At 46.0% G+C, this 17,659-nt stretch carries 18 protein-coding genes and 1 pseudogene; 2 read left to right on the top strand and 17 right to left on the bottom strand.

Annotated elements, in window-relative coordinates; translation table 11 throughout:
* Positions 1-8: 8 nt before the first annotated feature.
* From BN1247_RS01530 to BN1247_RS17545, 13 genes are all read right to left on the bottom strand, one after another.
* The gene (locus BN1247_RS01530; RefSeq protein ID WP_082415995.1) at positions 9-758 is read right to left on the bottom strand and encodes an ABC transporter substrate-binding protein; all 750 of its coding nucleotides are present in this window, start codon (positions 756-758) and stop codon (positions 9-11) included.
* Between the two features lie 53 nt (positions 759-811).
* Positions 812-1,534 (bottom strand): amino acid ABC transporter ATP-binding protein, encoded by a 723-nt coding sequence (locus tag BN1247_RS01525; RefSeq protein ID WP_054948805.1) that lies wholly within the window; start codon positions 1,532-1,534, stop codon positions 812-814.
* Between the two features lie 8 nt (positions 1,535-1,542).
* Positions 1,543-2,199 (bottom strand): amino acid ABC transporter permease, encoded by a 657-nt coding sequence (locus BN1247_RS01520; protein WP_054948804.1) that lies wholly within the window; start codon positions 2,197-2,199, stop codon positions 1,543-1,545.
* Positions 2,200-2,421: 222 nt separating this feature from the next.
* Positions 2,422-2,925 carry a DinB family protein gene (locus tag BN1247_RS01515; RefSeq protein WP_054948803.1) on the bottom strand — a complete coding sequence of 168 codons (504 nt, stop codon included), beginning with the start codon at positions 2,923-2,925 and terminating at the stop codon, positions 2,422-2,424.
* Positions 2,926-3,225: 300 nt separating this feature from the next.
* Positions 3,226-3,828 carry a TipC family immunity protein gene (locus BN1247_RS01510; RefSeq protein WP_261796056.1) on the bottom strand — a complete coding sequence of 201 codons (603 nt, stop codon included), beginning with the start codon at positions 3,826-3,828 and terminating at the stop codon, positions 3,226-3,228.
* Between the two features lie 2 nt (positions 3,829-3,830).
* Positions 3,831-4,187 (bottom strand): hypothetical protein, encoded by a 357-nt coding sequence (locus tag BN1247_RS01505; protein WP_147675153.1) that lies wholly within the window; start codon positions 4,185-4,187, stop codon positions 3,831-3,833.
* Between the two features lie 120 nt (positions 4,188-4,307).
* On the bottom strand, positions 4,308-4,910 hold the full coding sequence (locus BN1247_RS01500) for a TipC family immunity protein (protein WP_261796055.1): 603 nt from the start codon (positions 4,908-4,910) through the stop codon (positions 4,308-4,310).
* Between the two features lie 2 nt (positions 4,911-4,912).
* Positions 4,913-5,368 (bottom strand): hypothetical protein, encoded by a 456-nt coding sequence (locus tag BN1247_RS01495; RefSeq protein ID WP_054948799.1) that lies wholly within the window; start codon positions 5,366-5,368, stop codon positions 4,913-4,915.
* 166 nt (positions 5,369-5,534) lie between these two features.
* A complete protein-coding gene (locus tag BN1247_RS01490; protein WP_261796054.1) occupies positions 5,535-6,137 on the bottom strand; it encodes a TipC family immunity protein in 603 nt (200 codons plus the stop codon).
* 2 nt (positions 6,138-6,139) lie between these two features.
* Complete coding sequence (locus tag BN1247_RS01485) at positions 6,140-7,741, bottom strand: T7SS effector LXG polymorphic toxin (protein ID WP_054948797.1); 1,602 nt, start codon at positions 7,739-7,741, stop codon at positions 6,140-6,142.
* Positions 7,732-8,103, bottom strand: coding sequence for a DUF3958 family protein (locus BN1247_RS01480; protein ID WP_054948796.1), 372 nt, complete (start codon positions 8,101-8,103; stop codon positions 7,732-7,734). Before BN1247_RS01480 ends, BN1247_RS01485 begins: the two co-directional genes overlap by 10 nt.
* 160 nt (positions 8,104-8,263) lie before the next feature.
* Positions 8,264-8,563: a TIGR04197 family type VII secretion effector gene (locus BN1247_RS01475; protein WP_054948795.1), complete on the bottom strand. Its 300-nt coding sequence runs from the start codon at positions 8,561-8,563 to the stop codon at positions 8,264-8,266.
* Between the two features lie 552 nt (positions 8,564-9,115).
* A complete protein-coding gene (locus BN1247_RS17545; RefSeq protein ID WP_147675152.1) occupies positions 9,116-9,268 on the bottom strand; it encodes a helix-turn-helix domain-containing protein in 153 nt (50 codons plus the stop codon).
* Between the two features lie 200 nt (positions 9,269-9,468).
* On the opposite strand from BN1247_RS17545, the gene BN1247_RS01470 reads away from it, so the two are divergent.
* On the top strand, positions 9,469-9,675 hold the full coding sequence (locus BN1247_RS01470; protein WP_054948794.1) for a hypothetical protein: 207 nt from the start codon (positions 9,469-9,471) through the stop codon (positions 9,673-9,675).
* A gap of 339 nt (positions 9,676-10,014) precedes the next feature.
* Here the strand turns inward: BN1247_RS01470 and BN1247_RS17370 are convergent.
* Positions 10,015-11,045: pseudogene (locus BN1247_RS17370) on the bottom strand (type I restriction-modification enzyme R subunit C-terminal domain-containing protein); the annotation flags it as partial.
* Between the two features lie 21 nt (positions 11,046-11,066).
* Positions 11,067-11,339, bottom strand: coding sequence for a hypothetical protein (locus tag BN1247_RS18535; protein ID WP_054948791.1), 273 nt, complete (start codon positions 11,337-11,339; stop codon positions 11,067-11,069).
* A gap of 1,035 nt (positions 11,340-12,374) precedes the next feature.
* Here BN1247_RS18535 and BN1247_RS01450 point away from each other — a divergent pair.
* Positions 12,375-12,653, top strand: a complete 279-nt coding sequence (locus BN1247_RS01450) for a hypothetical protein (RefSeq protein ID WP_054948790.1) — start codon at positions 12,375-12,377, stop codon at positions 12,651-12,653.
* Positions 12,654-12,822: 169 nt separating this feature from the next.
* On the opposite strand, the gene BN1247_RS01445 is transcribed toward BN1247_RS01450, so the two are convergent.
* Together BN1247_RS01445 and BN1247_RS01440 are read right to left on the bottom strand one after the other, a co-directional pair.
* Positions 12,823-14,040 (bottom strand): glycerate kinase family protein, encoded by a 1,218-nt coding sequence (locus BN1247_RS01445; RefSeq protein ID WP_054948789.1) that lies wholly within the window; start codon positions 14,038-14,040, stop codon positions 12,823-12,825.
* Positions 14,041-14,103: 63 nt separating this feature from the next.
* On the bottom strand, positions 14,104-17,646 hold the full coding sequence (locus tag BN1247_RS01440; RefSeq protein WP_054948788.1) for a DEAD/DEAH box helicase: 3,543 nt from the start codon (positions 17,644-17,646) through the stop codon (positions 14,104-14,106).
* Positions 17,647-17,659: the final 13 nt, after the last annotated feature.

Here is a 17,659-nt window from a genome sequence, read left to right as displayed (position 1 = left end):
TAAAGTACTCAATTCAATATATTTTCGCCGAAATACTTTTCACTAATTTTAGCATGGGTGCCGTCGTCGATTATTTCTTTTAACGCCTTGTTAATTTTCTCTAGCAATTGTTTATTTCCCTTTTGCACGGCAATCGCCATTTTATCTGTATAAAGAGGGTCACCGACCGGTTTCACTTTCAAGCCGTTATGATTAATGGCGTGTTTCCCGACTAATTCGTCGGTAATAACGGCATCGAGACGACCGTCGACGAGTAAATCTTGCAGTGCTGTCACATCGCTGTCGTACGTCACAACTTTATCAGTGTATTCCTTCGCCACCTTCTCAAAACTGCTCGAAACGACTACACCAATCTCTTTCCCCTTTAAATCATCCGCTTTTTTAATGGAAGAGTTTTTATGCGATACGAAGATTTGCGCCCCTGATTCGTAGTACGGGTCAGAAAAGTCAACCTTCTTTTCCCTTTGTTTCGTAATCGCCATACTCCCGATAATCGCATCGAACTTACCCGATTCTAGTGCTGCTAATATCGTCTGCCACGGGTTGGACACGGGTTCAGGCTTCATCCCCATTTTCTCTGCGAGGGCGATCCCAACTTCGACGTCGAAGCCCGTTAACTTACCACTATCTTGGTAGTTAAACGGGGGGTAAAGCCCACTCATGGCAAACGTAAATACCTCACCATCCCCCTTTTTTTCACCATTAGCGCCGTCTACTTGACCGTTTTCCTCTGTCGCACAAGCGACCGCCAAAAGCATCACGGCCAAAATAACAACCAGTCCCCAATACTTGCGCAAATTCGTTCCTCCTCTTATAACACACTATTTAAAAACTGTTCTGCCTTCGGGTGCTGCGGATTGCGGAAAAATTCATCCGGCTTCCCCTCCTCGGCAATGACTCCGTCGTGCATAAATACGACTCGGTCTGCCACTTCGCGGGCAAAACCGATCTCGTGTGTGACGACAACCATTGTCATGCTCTCTTGCACGAGCTCTTTCATCACTTGCAACACTTCCCCGACCAACTCGGGATCGAGCGCTGACGTCGGCTCATCGAACAACATGACACGCGGATTCATCGCTAGCGCCCGGGCAATCGCCACCCGTTGTTTTTGCCCCCCGGACAACTTTTCCGGATAAACGTCTATTTTATCGGCCATTCCTACCTTATTTAGTAGCAATAGTGCCTGTTCTTTTGCATCTGCCTTATTATCGCGCTTGACGTGTACAGGTGCCTCAATCACGTTTTCTAACACGGTCATATGGGGAAATAGGTTGAAATGTTGAAAGACCATGCCAATGTCGGCGCGAATCTGATTTATATTGGTGCTGTAAGGTTCAATTCGATGCCCATCGAACCATAATTGTCCCGCATCTTTTATCTCCAAACAGTTCATACACCTAAGTAACGTGCTCTTTCCCGAGCCGCTCGCACCGAGAATAACGACAACTTCCTGCTCCCCGACATCCAAACTAACATCTTTCAACACCGATACATCGCCAAACTTTTTCTGTAACCCCCGTATTTTAATCATCCCGCCAATCACCTCCTCCCCTGGTCGAGCCGCTTCTCAATTTTGTTCACGATCATCGTAAACAGTAGGATCAGTACTAAATAGTACAACCCAGCAATAGTGTAAAATTCTAGTTGTCGAAACGTAGCTGCAGCCTCACTCATCGATAAGTTGAAAATTTCCGTCACTCCAATAAACGCGACGAGAGAGGAATCTTTCAAACCGATAATAAACTGATTTCCGAGCGGAGGGATTGCGCGCCGTAGCGCCTGGGGTAAAATAATTCGCTTCATCGCCAACGTGTTGGACATTCCTAACGAACGTGCCGCCTCCATTTGGCCTTTATCAACCGACTGGATCGATCCACGGAATATTTCGGCAATGTAAGCACCACTGTGAATCGCTAGTGCTAAAGCACCCGCCCAAAACTTAGACAATACGACAAATTTGGTAATTCCGAAATATAACCACATGATTTGCACAATTAACGGTGTCCCACGAATGATGCCAATGTAACCGTCCGCAATTAACCGCAGCGTACGCCGCTTCGACAGTTTCAAAAAAGCAAACGCGAGACCGATGACAGAAGCTAACAATAGAGACACGACCGTCAATTGCAATGTTACGCCTGCCGCTTTCACAAAACCGATAAACGTCCTAGTAAAACTCTCGACAAATTGATCCATAAATTGTTGACATCGCCTCCACAATGTAGAATAAAAAAAGGTGTTATTTATACAACATGTACAAATAATCACCTTATGTTAATGATTTTTAGTCTATCACTTCAAGATGTTCATTTCAAGGTCATTCTGAGAAAAATAGTTGCATTCTATACAATTTTGTTAAACCGTATCAAACGGCGGCGTTTTATGCATTTTCAAGTATAGACACGTTTTTCTTGACGATTAGCGTAACAAATAAAACACGTAGTCAGTAGACACGCCTTTGTGCCCCATTTGGCGTAACATCGCCGAAATATGTCCCCGGTGGTACGTCCCGTGATTGACGAGGTGATCAACCACATCGGCAATGCGAAGTTGTTTTTTTTCCCAGTTTGGGTGTTCTAGCGTAAAAGTCTTCTCCAAGTCGCAATGTTGTGCGAAAAATGTTCGGCACTCCTCGGAAGACTGGCCAAACATCGCATCCATTTCCTCTAGGTTTTTCGTTGCCATTTCGTCCTTCAACTGTTCACTTAGCTTTGCTACGTCGTCAAAGGGCAGCTTCTTGCGCAACGCCTCTACCCACATTTTATCGGCGACGTACATATGAACGAGCACTTCGGAAATCGAAGGAAAAACGCTAGGAATCTCCCGTCGAAAAATGTCTTCGGGAAGTTCACGCAAGTGGGCAAGCACCTGTTGGTTGGCCCACGTGTGATAGTTATACATTTGTACGGAATGATGTTGCATCCAGCATTCCTCCATTCTTTTTAGATTTCTTCTTTTTTTCCATGGCTTCATCGCTCGACTGGTTCGCTAAATTGGATCGAATGTATACACTTGATTGTATGTGAACTTGCTGTCAAGCATGCGTTTTCATGTAGGTAGACACCTTCTTTGATAAATCGAAAAAATACTTAATTTTTTTCCATAGAAACAGGAATTATTTTTATCAACAGAGACAGGAATTAGCGGATTATTGTCAGATATTGGATATTATAAACCCTAATAACGCTATTAATATATTAACATTTATTATTCTATTAACAATCACTGCTTTACAATTGTTAACTCCCCTATATTGTTAAGATCAAATTTCGATTTGCCTTTGTTTTCCTTAAACCAATTGGCCAGAAGCGTCTCATACAACATATAATGCCGATATTCCTCTATTGTACGCTTTGTGATGCCGTGTTTCTTAAGGAATTTTGTAACTTCATACGGCCTTTCTATGATAATATCGTCTCCATTAGGATTTTCAGTGTAAATCTTGATCAGAAGTTGCTTAAGTTCTTTCCTATTTACAACATACTCATAATTAACTTGAATACTAGTTTTGCTATCGATCATTTTATTAAAACTGAGCAGTAATACCTCCTTGTTTCTATAAAAATACAGATATAAATCTTCGTCATCCCTCAGATAACCACTATTATAAAACTCAGAAATAAAGTCTTTTGACATATAACGAGCGATGTCATCTATAGCTTCCAATATTCTCGTCCCTTTAAAACTCGCTGGACTATAACCGCCAAAAAGCGACGGCACTTTATCGTAATACATCTCATCAAACGCGTTCTTGATTTGACTCGTCTTATAAAGATACAGCGCAGCCACCAATACAACCAAGATAAGTGCAATCTTCCACCGCATTTTCATCGGTAATCACCCATTTCATTTTTCCCATCCTTTAAGCTCCGGTAAAAGTTATACGTGTCGGGTGCTATTTTACGGACTTCTTCCATCGTATCAACCTTCAACTTTGTCAAAATAGCCTTCTTAACTTCTTCCAAGCTTTTGATCTTCCGAAACATCTTAGCCCGCGTATATTTCGCATCGAGGTCACGGTAATATTGATTACTGGCCTCATCATTAGTGGCATCGCCTAACCAACCCGCATTATCATCGGTTTCCCCCAAGGTAACAATATCTGCCAAGGAAGGTAGGGGATTTTCATATGTTAATGTCGCAACGATGATCATTTGGTGAGCAAAATCACCGCAATCTTTCATTGCGTCATACTGCTCTTTCCGTTTTCCTATAACTTGGCACAATTTAGGATATAGCTGCAATCTAAAACGCTTGAATGGAACCATCGTTTCAGATCACATAAATTGCTATCGCCTTAATAATCAATCCTTAACAATTGTTAGCTCCCCTATATTGTTAAGGTCAAATTTCGATTTGCCTTTGTTTTCCTTAAACCAATTGGCTAACAGCGTATCGTACAGCATGTAATGCCGATATTCTTCTATTGTACGCTCGGTGATGCCATGCTTTTTAAGAAAGTCTATAACACGAGTGTGACCTTCAATAACTATGCTTTCACCATTCGAATTTTCTGTAATAACTGTAACGGGAAGTTGGCTCATCTCTCGGTTCTTTACATTATATTCGCACTTTACCCTTAAATTTGTTCTCTCATCAATTAACTTATTTAAGCTAAGGACTATTTTTTTTGTCCCACGATAAAAATATATATTGTATACTTCGTTTTCCTTCAAGTAACTACTATTGTACCCTTCAGAAATATGGTCTTCTGCTATATATCTAGCCATATTATCCAAGGGTTCCAATATTCTCGTCCCTTTAAAACTCGCTGGACTATAACCGCCAAAAAACGACGGCACTTTATCGTAATACATCTCATCAAACGCGTTCTTGATTTGACTCGTCTTATAAAGATATAGCGCAGCCACCAATACAAGCAAGATAAGTGCAACCTTCCACCGCATGCTCATCGGTAATCACCCATTTCATTGTTTCCGTCCTCCAAGCTCCGGTAAAAGTTATACGTGTCGGGTGCTATTTTACGGACCTCTTCCATCGTATCAACCTTCAATTTTGTCAAAATAGCCTTCTTAACTTCTTCCAAGCTTTTGATCTTCCGAAACATTTCAGCCCGCGTATACTTCACATCGAGGTCACGATAATATTGATTACTGGCCTCAATGTAAGATATTTCCTTCGTTTCCATCAAGTGGTGAATGTTCACCGCGTCTAAATCCGCTTTGTAATCGTCCGGCCCCATGCTGAGTGGGCCATCTTTATCATTAGTGGCATCGCCTAACCAACCAGCGTTGTCATCTGTTTCTCCTAGGGTAACAATATCTGCCAAAGAAGGCAGAGGATTTTCATGTGTTAATGTCGCAACGATGATCATTTGGTGAGCAAAATCACCGCAATCTTTCATTGAGTCATACTGCTCCTGCCATTTTCCCCTACCTAGCACAAATTGGAATGTAGCTGTGATTTGAATCGCTTGGAATTATGAAGGTGATTGTTCATGGTCTACTGGACTGGTCAACCATGCCGTCGTTCCGGATCACATAAATCGTAGCCTTATAAGAGAGTCAAAATCATTCCTTAACAATTGTTAACTCCCCTATATTGTTAAGGTCAAATTTCGATTTGCCTTTGTTTTCCTTAAACCAATTGGCTAACAGCGTATCGTACAGCATGTAATGCCGATATTCCTCTATTGTACGCTCGGTGATGCCTCGCTTCTTAAGGAACTCTGTAACATCTGTATGACCGCGAATGACTTTGCTTCTTCCATTAGAGCCCTCAGTAATAACTATAATCGGATATTCACTTATTTTACGTTCATTTACACCATATTCATACTTAACCCTCACATTCGTCTTTGCTGCAATAAATTTATTAAAACTGAGAACTATTCTTGCTTCATCTTTGTAGAAATAAAGATTATATACTTCATTTGACTTTAAATAATCACTATTGACGCTTTCATAAATACTATCCTCCGCCATGAAACGTACGCCGTCGCTTAAAGGTCCCAATATTCTCGTCCCTTTAAAACTGGCTGGACTATAACCGCCAAAAAACGACGGCACTTTATCGTAATACATCTCATCAAATGCGTTCTTGATTTGACTCGTCTTATAAAGATACAGTGCAGCCAACAATACAAGCAAGATAAGTGCAATCTTCCACCGCATGCTCATCGGTAATCACCCATTTCATTGTTCCCGTCCTCCAAGCTCCGGTAAAAGTTATACGTGTCGGGTGCTATTTTACGAACCTCTTCCATCGTATCAACCTTCAACTTTGCCAAAATAGCCTTTTTAACTTCTTTCAAGCTCTTGATCTTCCGGAACATTTCAGCCCGCGTATATTTCGCATCGAGGTCACGGTAATATTGATTACTGGCCTTGATGTAAGATATTTCCTTAGTCTCCATCAAGTGGTGAATGTTCACCGCGTCTAAATCCGCTTTGTAATCGTCCGGCCCCATGCTAAGTGGGCCATCTTTATCATTAGTGGCATCGCCTAACCAACCCGCATTATCATCGGTTTCCCCCAAGGTAACAATATCTGCCAAGGAAGGTAGGGGATTTTCATATGTTAATGTCGCAACGATGATCATTTGGTGAGCAAAATCACCGCAATGTTTCATTGCATCATACTGCTCTTCCCATTTTTTCTTGAACTCTTCCATACTTAACTTGCGACCCGTCGCTTCCTCAAATTTACTTTTATATAAATATGAGTAACCGTCATCAACTATCACCTCCCAACTAAAAACGTTTGGTCTGCCGACTATGAAGTTCTGAATCCGTACCTTGTACCTCAACAATCTATACTCTTCTTCCGATATACCTAATACCTTAGTAAAGTAGAATTCTTCCGTTAAGCGAACAAGTTGCCCATCCAGTGTGAGGTATTCTACATCGACATATGGGTTTCCTGCCGTCGACTCCCAAGCAATTTTATTCCCTAAGTCTTTCCAAATGCTTTCTCCTTCGGAATCGCCATAAACAAACCCTCCCAACAGTCGCGAGAAATACCAGTCAAGCTGTTTTGACGAGAGCTTCGGGTATCTTTTCTTTAATTTCTTCCGTAGTTTCTCCATAATCTCTATTTCGTCGTCGGAAAAACCGTATTGTTCCTTCATCTGGTCAATAAATCGTTCTCGTTCTGTTTTCCGAGAGAAATCCCAGTCCTTCTGCAATATACGGCTCCACGATAGGTCCTTTAGCTGATGGGTATAACGATTCGTTTTCGCATCCCAAGTGCTGTAATAATTGACCGCCCTTAAACCCGCTTGAATCTGTTCCATTAAAAATTTTGCTGAGTCGTATATATCTGCGCTACTGCAGTTAAATTGGCGCAGAGCGGCAATCGTTTGTGCCAACTGTTCAATGTTAAGCTTATCGTTGATGAGATTCTCAAAGTTACCGTTCAATTTATCCATTAATTTTCTCTTCCAATTATTTAGCTCGTCAATTTGTCGTCTTAATTGGTCTTCGTCGATGATGGCACTTGGCGAGGAGTCTACCTCGCTCGTAAACTGCTGGATGAAGCGCTCATTGCCGGCGATCATTTCTTCGTGTACTCGAATCATCCCTTTTGTTAAGGCAACATACGTCGCGTTAAAATAATCTTTTGCTGACTGATAGGCGCTGCCTTTTAACTCTGTATCCTCGACGAATGACTCCAACGCAGCTAGGATGTTATGAGCAAATGTATTTTTCATCGATAACACGCCATTGATCGTTTGGATCTGTTGATGCACTTCAGGCATATGTATTTTTAATCCCACGACTCATGCCCCCTCGTTTTCAGTTGCGCGTATGTGCGTTGCAACTGGTCTTGTTTCACCCTTAACTGCTTCCTTTGCGTTTGCAGCGCTTCCTGTTCTTCGTACAGAGCGTGTTCTATGTGCCGTTTGGCTTCGAACAGTCCGGCTGACGATTGATTGTAGAACTGATGCGCCCGCTCGCCGGACCATCCTGTTTGCATCGCTTCCAAGAGCCACTTCCCCTGCTGCATAGACTGTTCAACTTCGCCTATCGTCTGTTCATTCTGTTCAATTTTCCTTGCGTTCTTTCGCAAATCTTCCTCGGCTTCGGCGATCCTCCCCGAAAGGATCGCCATTTGTTTGAGTCGCTCCTCTTCTTCCATCGCATTTGTCCTCCTTCTCACTAGATCTCGGGTGCAACATACTTTTGCACTCCCCACCTTATAACGACACCACAAAACGATCACTCGTTTTCCCACGAACGCGGTTGTTCTGCAGATGGTTTTACACGACGAACAGGTTTACGCTGTGCGACCGACAGATTTATTCCACCGACAACGGATGGCGCTGAAAAGACTGGCTCGCCCGCTGGTCTTCTTCCGTAAAAGAGTCCCCGATTGACTTTAAACGGTTAATGTCTGCCGCCATGCACGAGTAAAAATCGCCGGCAAGCGTGACATAATCACTGTACGCCTCGATCATACGCGCGTTAGCGGTGACGTTTGTATTTGGCGACGGCGCTAATGGTTCACTCTCGGCGTCATGAGCCATCGAGCGATTACCGACTTCCATTTTCATTGTAAAGTGTTGCAAGGTCCTTAGATTCGACGTAATTTCTGTCATCTTTACCCCCTCTTTCTGCAGCGACTATTAATGACAATTGAATAAGTTCCGCTAGATGCTCTATACTCTATGCTCTGCCCCATAAGAAAACACTTACATTAATTACTGAGATTATAGCCTATTTTTCGCCTCTTTGCAATTGGATTTTTCTAATTTTGTTATTATGTTGGATTACAATCGATGGTCATTAGATAGGGGAGCATTTAAGCTCGTAATAGCTGGTTAATGACTGTCCGGTGCTTAAGAAAATATTGGGGAGTATATGCGGCGTGAGGTAAAAGTTAGAGGCTCTTCGCTCTTTCTCATGGGTAAACCATGGGTTCTTTTTGCGCTTAAAAGGTTCTCATAGGCGAAAGCAGCCGTCAAGAAAGTCACTTTACTCCTGCTCTCGCCTTACCACCTTTCAATCGCTCGAGTGTTTTCTTTTGATCGTTGGCTAGCTTATCTTCGTTTTTAAGCCAAATATATTTGGTCACAAGCGTTGCACGAATTAATGCAAATGCATACCCTAGTGCCCCATAAGCCCTCTATTCCCAGGGCGTTAAGATTTTCTTACTCACTGGCGAGATTGCCCGTGATGCCGCGCTCGATGTTGCTGATCGTCGGGACGGAGACGTTGTCGTTGGCCAGGTCGTTCAGAGTGAACCCCATGTCTTTGCGACGTTTGCGGATCAGTGAACCTAACGTGATTGGATCGAGCTCCATATTCAATGACCCCCATTCGATTGACAGAAAATATTGTTACTAGGAGCATTCGACATTAAATCGCTAATTCCTGCTGCTGATAGAAAAATTTTCTAGTCTTTTTTTTGTGTGTCGTTATAGTAAGGTCGCCTACATCCGGGAACAACTCGGTTTGACGGACGAACTGTTAGGACAAATGTTGAAGAAAACAGGAGATTGCTTTGGAGCAAAATTCTCCTGAAGTGTTGTCGTTGTGCGAAGAGGGATTGCAACTAGCGGAAAAAAGTAAGTTGTTCAATAAAATGAAGGACTTTCACTTCGTTTTAGCGAACTACTACGAACGAGCAGGCAACAAAGAAGCATTTCATAAGGAAGCCGAACATATGTATCAGGTAGAAGCGTTAATTCGCAGGGAGGGAATGTTGTGAAAAGGTTAATTTCGTCGGTCGTTGTAATCGCCCTCTTAGTTATGCCCATAACTGTGTTTGCTGGCGATAGGACACCCCCAGGGCATGGCACGCAAGTAACTCCATTCGCCGATGACATGACACCTCCAGCAACAAAACATTCATCCCATGTCAAACAGGATAATAAGTAGCCGAGCGATCAACGACCAATGACCCGCTAGAAGGGCAGCCGACAACTCCCCTTCTAGCGGCAGTCCCGTTTACAAGATTTCTTACTCATACAGTGCCTTCACTAGCAGTTACCCCTAGATGCCTCCACTAATCGGTACTTCCCAACACGCCCTTCTCACGACGAAACAGCTACGCCCCCGTCACCACCTCACAGTTGCGGTTAATCCCCTCAATAATCCCGATAAGCTCCTTTGCGGCGTCCATATTGTCTTGGAACAAGTCGACAATGCTGCCGACGGTGCGGAATGGCTCTTCTTGCAGCACCCGTTTGTCCATGATCCCGTTCTTGATGACGTAGTCGACGATGAGCTTGACGAATTTCGTTTGGTTTTGGTTCAACCGCTCGTCCGTGAGGAATACAGAAAATGCTTCGTTCGCCGCCTTGGGATCGAGGCCGACGATTTGCCGCACGAGTGTCGTTGCGTTTCCTGTTCGAGAAACTTCACCAAGTCGCGCAACGCTTCGCGAACCGCCTCCAGTTCAAGTAGGTCGGCCTCTTCCCAAAACTCACTCGTCAGCACTTGTTCGATCGTCGCACGCTGGGCGACGACTTGCGGAATGGTACCTTTTTGCGCTAGTTTTTCCGCCGTTTGCACGACGCTCTTGATTGGGCGCGTGGCGTTGTTTTGTTGCAATTTGGCCAGTTCGATCGTGTACATTAAGTAATCGAAGCGCTTGGCGAGTTCGTCGCCAGGGAACGGGGCGATGAGCGGCGCAAGGTGCGTTTTAATCGTGTTGACGACGAGGGACTCGAGAGACCTCCACGCCGCTTCGTTTTTGTACGTGTGCACGTGGGCGATTTGTTGCCGTACGCGGAACTGTGCGTCGTTGAGCGCCGCGACGCTTGCCACGACATCTTCGACGAGTGCCTCGCGGTGGCGGCTGTAAGTGTCAGTCTGGTAGTGCGTCGCTTGCAGCTCGCGGATGATGTCTACTTTGACGTTAAAAATTTTTTCGGTCAAGCTCGGCACGATCTGTCCTTCCGTCCCTTTCTGGTTGGCGCGGAAAAACTCAAAGTTACCGCAGAAGTCAAAGATGAGAAAGCCCTCTTTATCTTGGCCGATGCCGTGCAGGTCGGGGCAGAGCCGCGTCCCCCGCCCGATCATTTGCCAAAACTTCGCCTTGGAGCGCACTTTTTTAAAAAAAACGAGGTTGACAATATGACGAGCTCCAACACTTGGTCAATGATAGTAGCGGTTCGTAATCGCCTCGTCGATGTGTACTTCGTTCAACGGGCGCTGCATGTGGCGGCGGTCGATGAGCAGCGCCAACTCCTCTTTCGTGAAAAAGCCGGACACTTGGCGCGCCGGATAGGCGAGATCGTCCCACACGTGTGTCGTAAACCCGTTCGTATAAAAAATGATGGGGCGCTGCCCGTACATTTTTTCGAGGCAGTGGGCGTACAGTTTCGCCTGTTGCTTCCCTAATACGATTGTAGCAGACGCTAGTGTCAATATCGGTCAGCAAACGAACGTTCGATTTAAAAATGGTCGATTAAAGCTACCCTGGTCATTGCACACGCTCCTCCTCATTAAAGTGAAGTTTTTTGCCCACTCGTTCGCTCCGAGGACTTACTATTATCGTATCAGGTCAATATGCCCAATCCTGTCAGTAAACAGATATTCGTTATCATACTCTTTCTGGTTGTTCTTTTCAGGCATTACATTGTTGAAATCTTCCTGCACTAATGCTAAAATAAGTATATAGGAAGAAAGCGTTGCATACACTATAAAGAGCCTCTGCCGCTGCTACGGCAAAGGCTCCCGGACGCAAGCTGTGGATGCCCACGGCGCGCAAGGTGCTTAAGTAAAAAGCGATGACCCATCAAAGGCGGTCAACCTTACGTGGTGGGTTTTCGCTTTTTACGCTGTCTACGCCTGAAAAAACGGTACAGCTTGCGTATACCAAAAAATACAGTAAACGATGCTGCGACGATTTTCAAAATGATAGAAAGCGTCTCTAGCGTGACCATCGATCAACCCCCTTTAAAGGGAAGTCGCACCGTGGTCTTTTTCCACCGTCTATTGTCCGTAAATACAGTATAACACGATTAGTAGCGGTTATCTATTAAAATTTGCGAATGTATGTTCCTATGCTAATTTGCTGCGGTGTTACACGATCTTCGACATTTCGTTGTCTCCTACTATTGTAACCATGCGATATCCATGCTATTTCAATGCAGATGTTCATGAGATTGCTATACAATCGCTACATTTTTGTCGAAAAAATATGCTTCCAAGTGATATGATAGTAATGTTAGGCGGATGATCCGCTGGTCATCTAAGGGCTACGAATCAGCCGTCGAAAGTGCATCGAAACAGTGTCATTAAGTCGTCGATGATGTTTTTTGGTCGACGATGTTGCGTTATTTTATTTACGATGTGATTGATCGCGCTTCGGAATTGTTTGTTCTAACGACGCTGCAATCGCTTTAAGCATACGTTTTGTTATCGCACAATAATCATTCAAATGGGAGGGATACACGTAAAATGGCACGGATCGGTAGCGGAAATAAAACTGTTCGCTTCGTTATGTCACTCATCCTTTTTGTCGTCTTTATCATGCTCGCGATCGGCTTTGGCGTTGTCGCAGTTATACTGATCATCAACGATGTTCCTTATTCCGCGGCAATTCTGGTCGTTTCACAGATCGTCTTATGGGTGTTTGCATATCGCGGTTCCGAATGGCTTTATAGGTCATACATCGCGGCCAAGAAAGCAAACGAAGCTTCTGCCGAAAACACTGGGAACGCCGATACTGCTATGTGAATTGAGGATGATTTGGCGTTACAACAGAAGTTTTTTGACCTAAGCCCTTTTGCAAAACGGAGGGTGTCTTATAGCCATTAGACATCGCAAACCCACCAGTAGCTATTACCTACGTGGTGGGTTTTTGCTTGTTTCAATCGTGTACGGCATCCGGCACATGTAAGATTTACTACCGGTGACAAGTGTTAAATGAAATGATGCGTGCAAGTTGTTCAACCGTATCTTCAATTTGCCGACGTGCCGTTTCAGCCTCTAGCGCCTCCGCAAGTGTAAGTGGCCTTCTCTGAATGGAAAATACGCCGTCGATCCACTCGTACAGCTCGTCGATCCCGTCCCCTACCGTACCCGCTATCGCAATAACCGGTCTGTCCTGCTTTCCCTGCATCCCCTGCTTTCCTTGCTTTCCTTGCTTTCCTCGCTTCGCCATTTGCGCCACGCGCACCGGAACCTTCCCGTACGTCGATTGACGGTCGATTTTGCCTTCACCCGTTAGCACCCAATCGGCGGCATCGATCTCACTCTGTAGCCCATTCACTTCAGACACAATGTCGAATCCGGGCTGCGTCTTTGCGCGAAACAGAGCGGCGAGTACACCACCTAAACCACCTGCAGCTCCCGCACCAGAAATGCCTTGCAAGTCGATGCCGTACGTGTCAGCGATGAGCCCAGCCAACTGCTGCAAACCGTGATCTAACTGAGCGACCTGCCGAGGGGAGGCACCTTTTTGCGGGCCATACACTAAAGCTGCGCCTTCCGGCCCGTAAAAGGGATTCGTCACATCGACTGCGATTGTCAGGCGGCAGTCGTCCAACGCGGAGAGCTTGTCGCGATCGTCGATACGGGCAATTTTTCCGAGCGGATTTGCCTCGATCCCTAACAGCCTGTCGTCTGTATCAAACAGCCGATAGCCGAGCGCTTGCAACAGGCCGGTTCCACCGTCGGTTGTCGCACTCCCTCCGAGGAAGACGACGATATGTTTGTAACCCCGCTCGGCGGCGTGCCTAATTTGCTCCCCGAGGCCGTAAGACGTTAACGCGAACGGATCACGCGCGTCGTCGTCGATCAATGTGAGCCCGGTACTGCGCGCGCACTCGATAAACGCGGTCGGTGTTCCCTCGTAATCGATGACGGCATAGCTGGTGTGCACAGGGTCACCTGCCGGCCCCCTAACGGTCAGCGCAATTTCCTGCTCGACGATTCGGTCCAAGGAGTCGAGAGAGCCTTCACCACCGTCGGCCATCGGGATGACGACCGTTTCCGCGTTTGGGATGGCCCGCTTCACACCAGTTGCCGCTGCTTCTCCGACTGAACGGGCTGATAATGAACCTTTGAACGAATCGGGGGCAATGACAACTTTTATCTTATGTTCTTTATGTTCTCCGGTCATTACTTTTACGTCACCTCTACGATCTACGAGCAAATGGATTTCTGTACATTTCGTCACCATATATTAGTATACCGCCGCCTCTACGACGGCCGGAATCTTCCCTAAGAAATAATCCTCAATCAGCTCCCAAAATTGCTCGTTCGGTACTTTGTTTTCAAACAAATACGTCAACATGGCCACGGACAGCTTGTGACGGTCGTACACGTTTTGTAAAATGTAGTTGCTATACTTCTCCGGGTTGTCCACACACCGTTTCAATTGAAAGCGCGAGTTAATGCGCAGCGATATTTCTGGGTGGTCGCCACCGTTGGCGCGGTAGACGAGCAGTCCCATCGCTTCGAGCAACCCTAGCAAGATGAACCTTTGCTCGATGTGCGTGCGGCTCGTCTTCGGTAAGTAAAGTTCGCTTACCTGCTCGTTCACGCGCGTAACATTGGCTGCGGAAAACAGGTGCCGCGCGTCATTTTGGAGCCAATCGAGAAAATCGCCGTAACTGCTCCCCTGCAGGCTGTACGAATCCGACTGGTCGTTATACTTGAGGATTTTGTGCGCGAAATTCACGTTCCTCCAACGCAGCCGTTCATAGTTTTCCACACTGTGCAACAGAACCGTCGCTAAGTTATCGCAAAAGTATTTGTCCCGTCCAAATGCGCGACGCAGACCACGCGCAATGTCCTGCGCGCGAAAAAACTTTCCGCTCTTCGCATAAGATCCGAACAAGTCGGCGATTTTGTCCACGTACTGTCCGAGTTCGTTCATAAAACGACCGATGTTCGGCGTCTGTAAGGTCGTTTCGATTTGTAGCACTGGTAATAGCGCCTCGAGGAAGTCTAGTTCTAACGCCTCATCCTTTTGGTGAAATTTGTACTTAAATTGAGGATAAGATAAATGACGATAGTTCGCCTCCCACAGTCGTTTCATATTAAATGAATACACATTGCCAAACACGCCCTGCCCCGCAGGAAAGACATGTTTCTCGCTAAAATACTTGCCATGGCGCGCTAAGATTTTCTCTTCTTCGCCGCGGCGAATCATCACATACTCTTTAGCAAAAACGTTGCGCGGCCGCGCGATGAGCGGTGAGTAGCCGAGCTTCGCCTTAAAGTCTTTTTCAATAATGAGTAAGGCGGTCTTCAATTTATTGTCGACGTCGTCGCTTCCTTCTAGGGCGGCACCTTGTTGAAAAATGTAGCGAAATTCCTCCGCATTAATCAATAAGTTGCGGTGGCGGAGTGCTTTCTCATCGCGGTTCATGATGTGCAACACTTTTTGCATCACTTGAATGAGCTGGTGCTTTCGAATCGTCGAGATGCCGTGGAGCCGGTTAACGTGAACGAAATCTTTAGGCAAAAAGTCAAAGTACGCATACCCTTGTGGCAAAGCCCGCGCTGCACGCCCGATTTCTTGTACATAATCACACACGTTGCCCGTAGGTGCAAAATGGTACACGTTGACGATGTCTGGAATGTCGATCCCCATCCCGAACGCTTTCGTCGCCAGCATGACGAGCGCCTCACCGTTTTTGAACTTTAAGTAACTGGCATTTTTCACCTCTTTGTTTTGCCGACCGAAGTAAGCCGTTAACTGCTCCAACAGCTGTGCGCCCCCGTACATTTCTGCAAATGACTTAAACATGTGGATTAACTTGACCGTCGGAAAATAGACGAGCGTTTTTTGCCCCTGCTTGACAAACGCCTCCAACCGATATGTCAGTATTTTAAACTTATCGTTAAGATATTCGTTGTATTGCCGCTGCTGCTCATTCTGCTTAATTTTCACTTCGATGTCATCCCGTTTGACGTAACCGAAGTAACTGATCGGATTGATCAAATTCAAGCTGTCCCGCGTCTCAGCGTACATGTCTTCCATGCCGCCGTAAATCGCCGTTGCGGTAAACGTGGCGATCGGAAACTGTCGTTCTCGCCGCAGGCGCTGCAAGTAGTTTCCTAAGTACCAGTAGTCGGAACGGAACGCTTTGCCCCACGTCGTCACGATGTGAGCCTCGTCGATGACGAACAGCCCGATTTGGCGCTCGCCGATTAACATTGTGATGTCAGAGCGACTGAGCAACGTCTCCGGCGATATGTACAAAATCGAGATTTGACCCTCTTTAATTTTTTCCCGAATGTCCATCTTTTCCGCGGGCGTAATTTCCGAGTTAATCGTCGCCGACAGTTCCACGTTACGCGAGATAAGGCCTTGCACTTGATCCGTCATCAAACCGATGAGCGGGGATATGACGATCGTCATCAGCCCGTACGTTTGCGCTAAATAGATGGCTGGCACTTGGAACATGACCGATTTCCCCGCACCCGTCGGTGACGTAACAAAAATGTCTTTATACGCTTCACCTTTTTGCGCTTGTTCTGCCTGCTGCACGAGGTCGTCGATAATGTGACTTTGCGGGATGACGACCGTTTCCTTCCTCGCCGTATCATGAATGTCTTTGTACATGCGCAAGTCGCGAAAGCTGTCGTACCCCCAATATTTTTGCAAAATGTCGCGATACGCCGGTTCGTTTGCGATCGCTCTTGCCTCCGTCGTTTTCGTCACGAGTGTAAAACGGTGCTTAGGAAACAACATCTGCATAATGGCGATGCGACCCACATAGTGCAAAGGGTCTACGTCCAAGTCGCCGGTGAAGGAGATGAGGATGTCTTGCGGCAATCGCGCGGTCTGCCATGTCGTTGGCTGCGCGGTCTGCCATGTCGTTAGACGCGAGGTCTGCGATGTCGCTAATCGCGCGGTCGACGTGGCGGAAGATTGTACGGGCGGTTCGTGGTGAATCGTGTTGTCCATAGGGGTGTTTGCCGTCGACGAGTCGCCATCGCCCTCCACGAGCAGTTGCTGCGTCAATAGCAAAAACGCCTCTTCTTCTTCCGACAACTCCAACGTTGCCGTTTCATCTGAACGCAATTTCCGTTTCTCGACAGTCGTAGGTTCCTCGGGAAAAAAACCGATTGCTTCTTCGGTCTCCGCGTACACGACGTAATCTTTTCCCCCGATTCGCCGCAATTCACCGTAATAGTTGTGGAAAATCGATAAATAGTCGTCATGCTCTTTATCCGACGAACGATGGTCATCGTCATCTGGCGTTATACCGCCGTCTTCGCTAAAATACTTCGTGAGCAACCACTCCCGCTTAGGAATGCGGTATAGACACGGATAGGTTCGGTAGTAAAGGTTGTTTTCAAAGACGACACTCCGAAAATAAAGCGACAACACGCCGTGTCCTACCATCGTATATTCTTCCAGCGTACACCAAATCGGCTGACCTTGCGGCAACTGAGTGAGTTTCCCGATCACTTCCAGCAACATGGCCGCTTTGGCTCGATCTAGTTCCACGATGTCGATCGTTAATGGTAGCGATAGTAACTTATCGTACGGCAATTGTTTAAGAAATGCAGCGGGAAAGCCTTTGAAAACGAGAAGCAGTGGTTTTTCGATCGAGGTAGCCGTTGTGGTGGCCCATGTTTGTGAGGCATCTTCCGCTCCGCACGGTGTACCAGCCACCGCTCCCGTATCCATTCCGATTCCTTTTTCTGTTAACAACCGTAAATGCTGTTCAAGCATTTCGTTCATTTTAACGCATGCGTTCATGTTCATTTTCAGATCCACC

This window comes from Numidum massiliense (genome assembly GCF_001375555.1).
Classification (GTDB): Bacteria; Bacillota; Bacilli; order Thermoactinomycetales; family Novibacillaceae; genus Numidum; species Numidum massiliense.
This window is presented reverse-complemented; position numbering and strand designations above follow the sequence as displayed.

What these genes read in the sequence shown, in the direction of transcription:
- BN1247_RS01525 (WP_054948805.1), bottom strand. Translation starts at nt 1,534, where the DNA reads ATGATTAAAATACGGGGGTTACAGAAAAAGTTTGGCGATGTATCGGTG.
- BN1247_RS01490 (WP_261796054.1), bottom strand. Translation starts at nt 6,137, where the DNA reads ATGCGGTGGAAGATTGCACTTATCTTGCTTGTATTGTTGGCTGCACTG.
- BN1247_RS01445 (WP_054948789.1), bottom strand. Translation starts at nt 14,040, where the DNA reads ATGACCGGAGAACATAAAGAACATAAGATAAAAGTTGTCATTGCCCCC.
- BN1247_RS17545 (WP_147675152.1), bottom strand. Translation starts at nt 9,268, where the DNA reads ATGGAGCTCGATCCAATCACGTTAGGTTCACTGATCCGCAAACGTCGC.
- BN1247_RS01505 (WP_147675153.1), bottom strand. Translation starts at nt 4,187, where the DNA reads ATGAAAGATTGCGGTGATTTTGCTCACCAAATGATCATCGTTGCGACA.
- BN1247_RS01440 (WP_054948788.1), bottom strand. Translation starts at nt 17,646, where the DNA reads ATGAACATGAACGCATGCGTTAAAATGAACGAAATGCTTGAACAGCAT.
- BN1247_RS01515 (WP_054948803.1), bottom strand. Translation starts at nt 2,925, where the DNA reads ATGCAACATCATTCCGTACAAATGTATAACTATCACACGTGGGCCAAC.
- BN1247_RS01450 (WP_054948790.1), top strand. Translation starts at nt 12,375, where the DNA reads ATGGCACGGATCGGTAGCGGAAATAAAACTGTTCGCTTCGTTATGTCA.
- BN1247_RS01520 (WP_054948804.1), bottom strand. Translation starts at nt 2,199, where the DNA reads ATGGATCAATTTGTCGAGAGTTTTACTAGGACGTTTATCGGTTTTGTG.
- BN1247_RS01510 (WP_261796056.1), bottom strand. Translation starts at nt 3,828, where the DNA reads ATGCGGTGGAAGATTGCACTTATCTTGGTTGTATTGGTGGCTGCGCTG.
- BN1247_RS01480 (WP_054948796.1), bottom strand. Translation starts at nt 8,103, where the DNA reads ATGGAAGAAGAGGAGCGACTCAAACAAATGGCGATCCTTTCGGGGAGG.
- BN1247_RS01530 (WP_082415995.1), bottom strand. Translation starts at nt 758, where the DNA reads ATGCTTTTGGCGGTCGCTTGTGCGACAGAGGAAAACGGTCAAGTAGAC.
- BN1247_RS01475 (WP_054948795.1), bottom strand. Translation starts at nt 8,563, where the DNA reads ATGACAGAAATTACGTCGAATCTAAGGACCTTGCAACACTTTACAATG.
- BN1247_RS01495 (WP_054948799.1), bottom strand. Translation starts at nt 5,368, where the DNA reads ATGAAAGATTGCGGTGATTTTGCTCACCAAATGATCATCGTTGCGACA.
- BN1247_RS01500 (WP_261796055.1), bottom strand. Translation starts at nt 4,910, where the DNA reads ATGCGGTGGAAGGTTGCACTTATCTTGCTTGTATTGGTGGCTGCGCTA.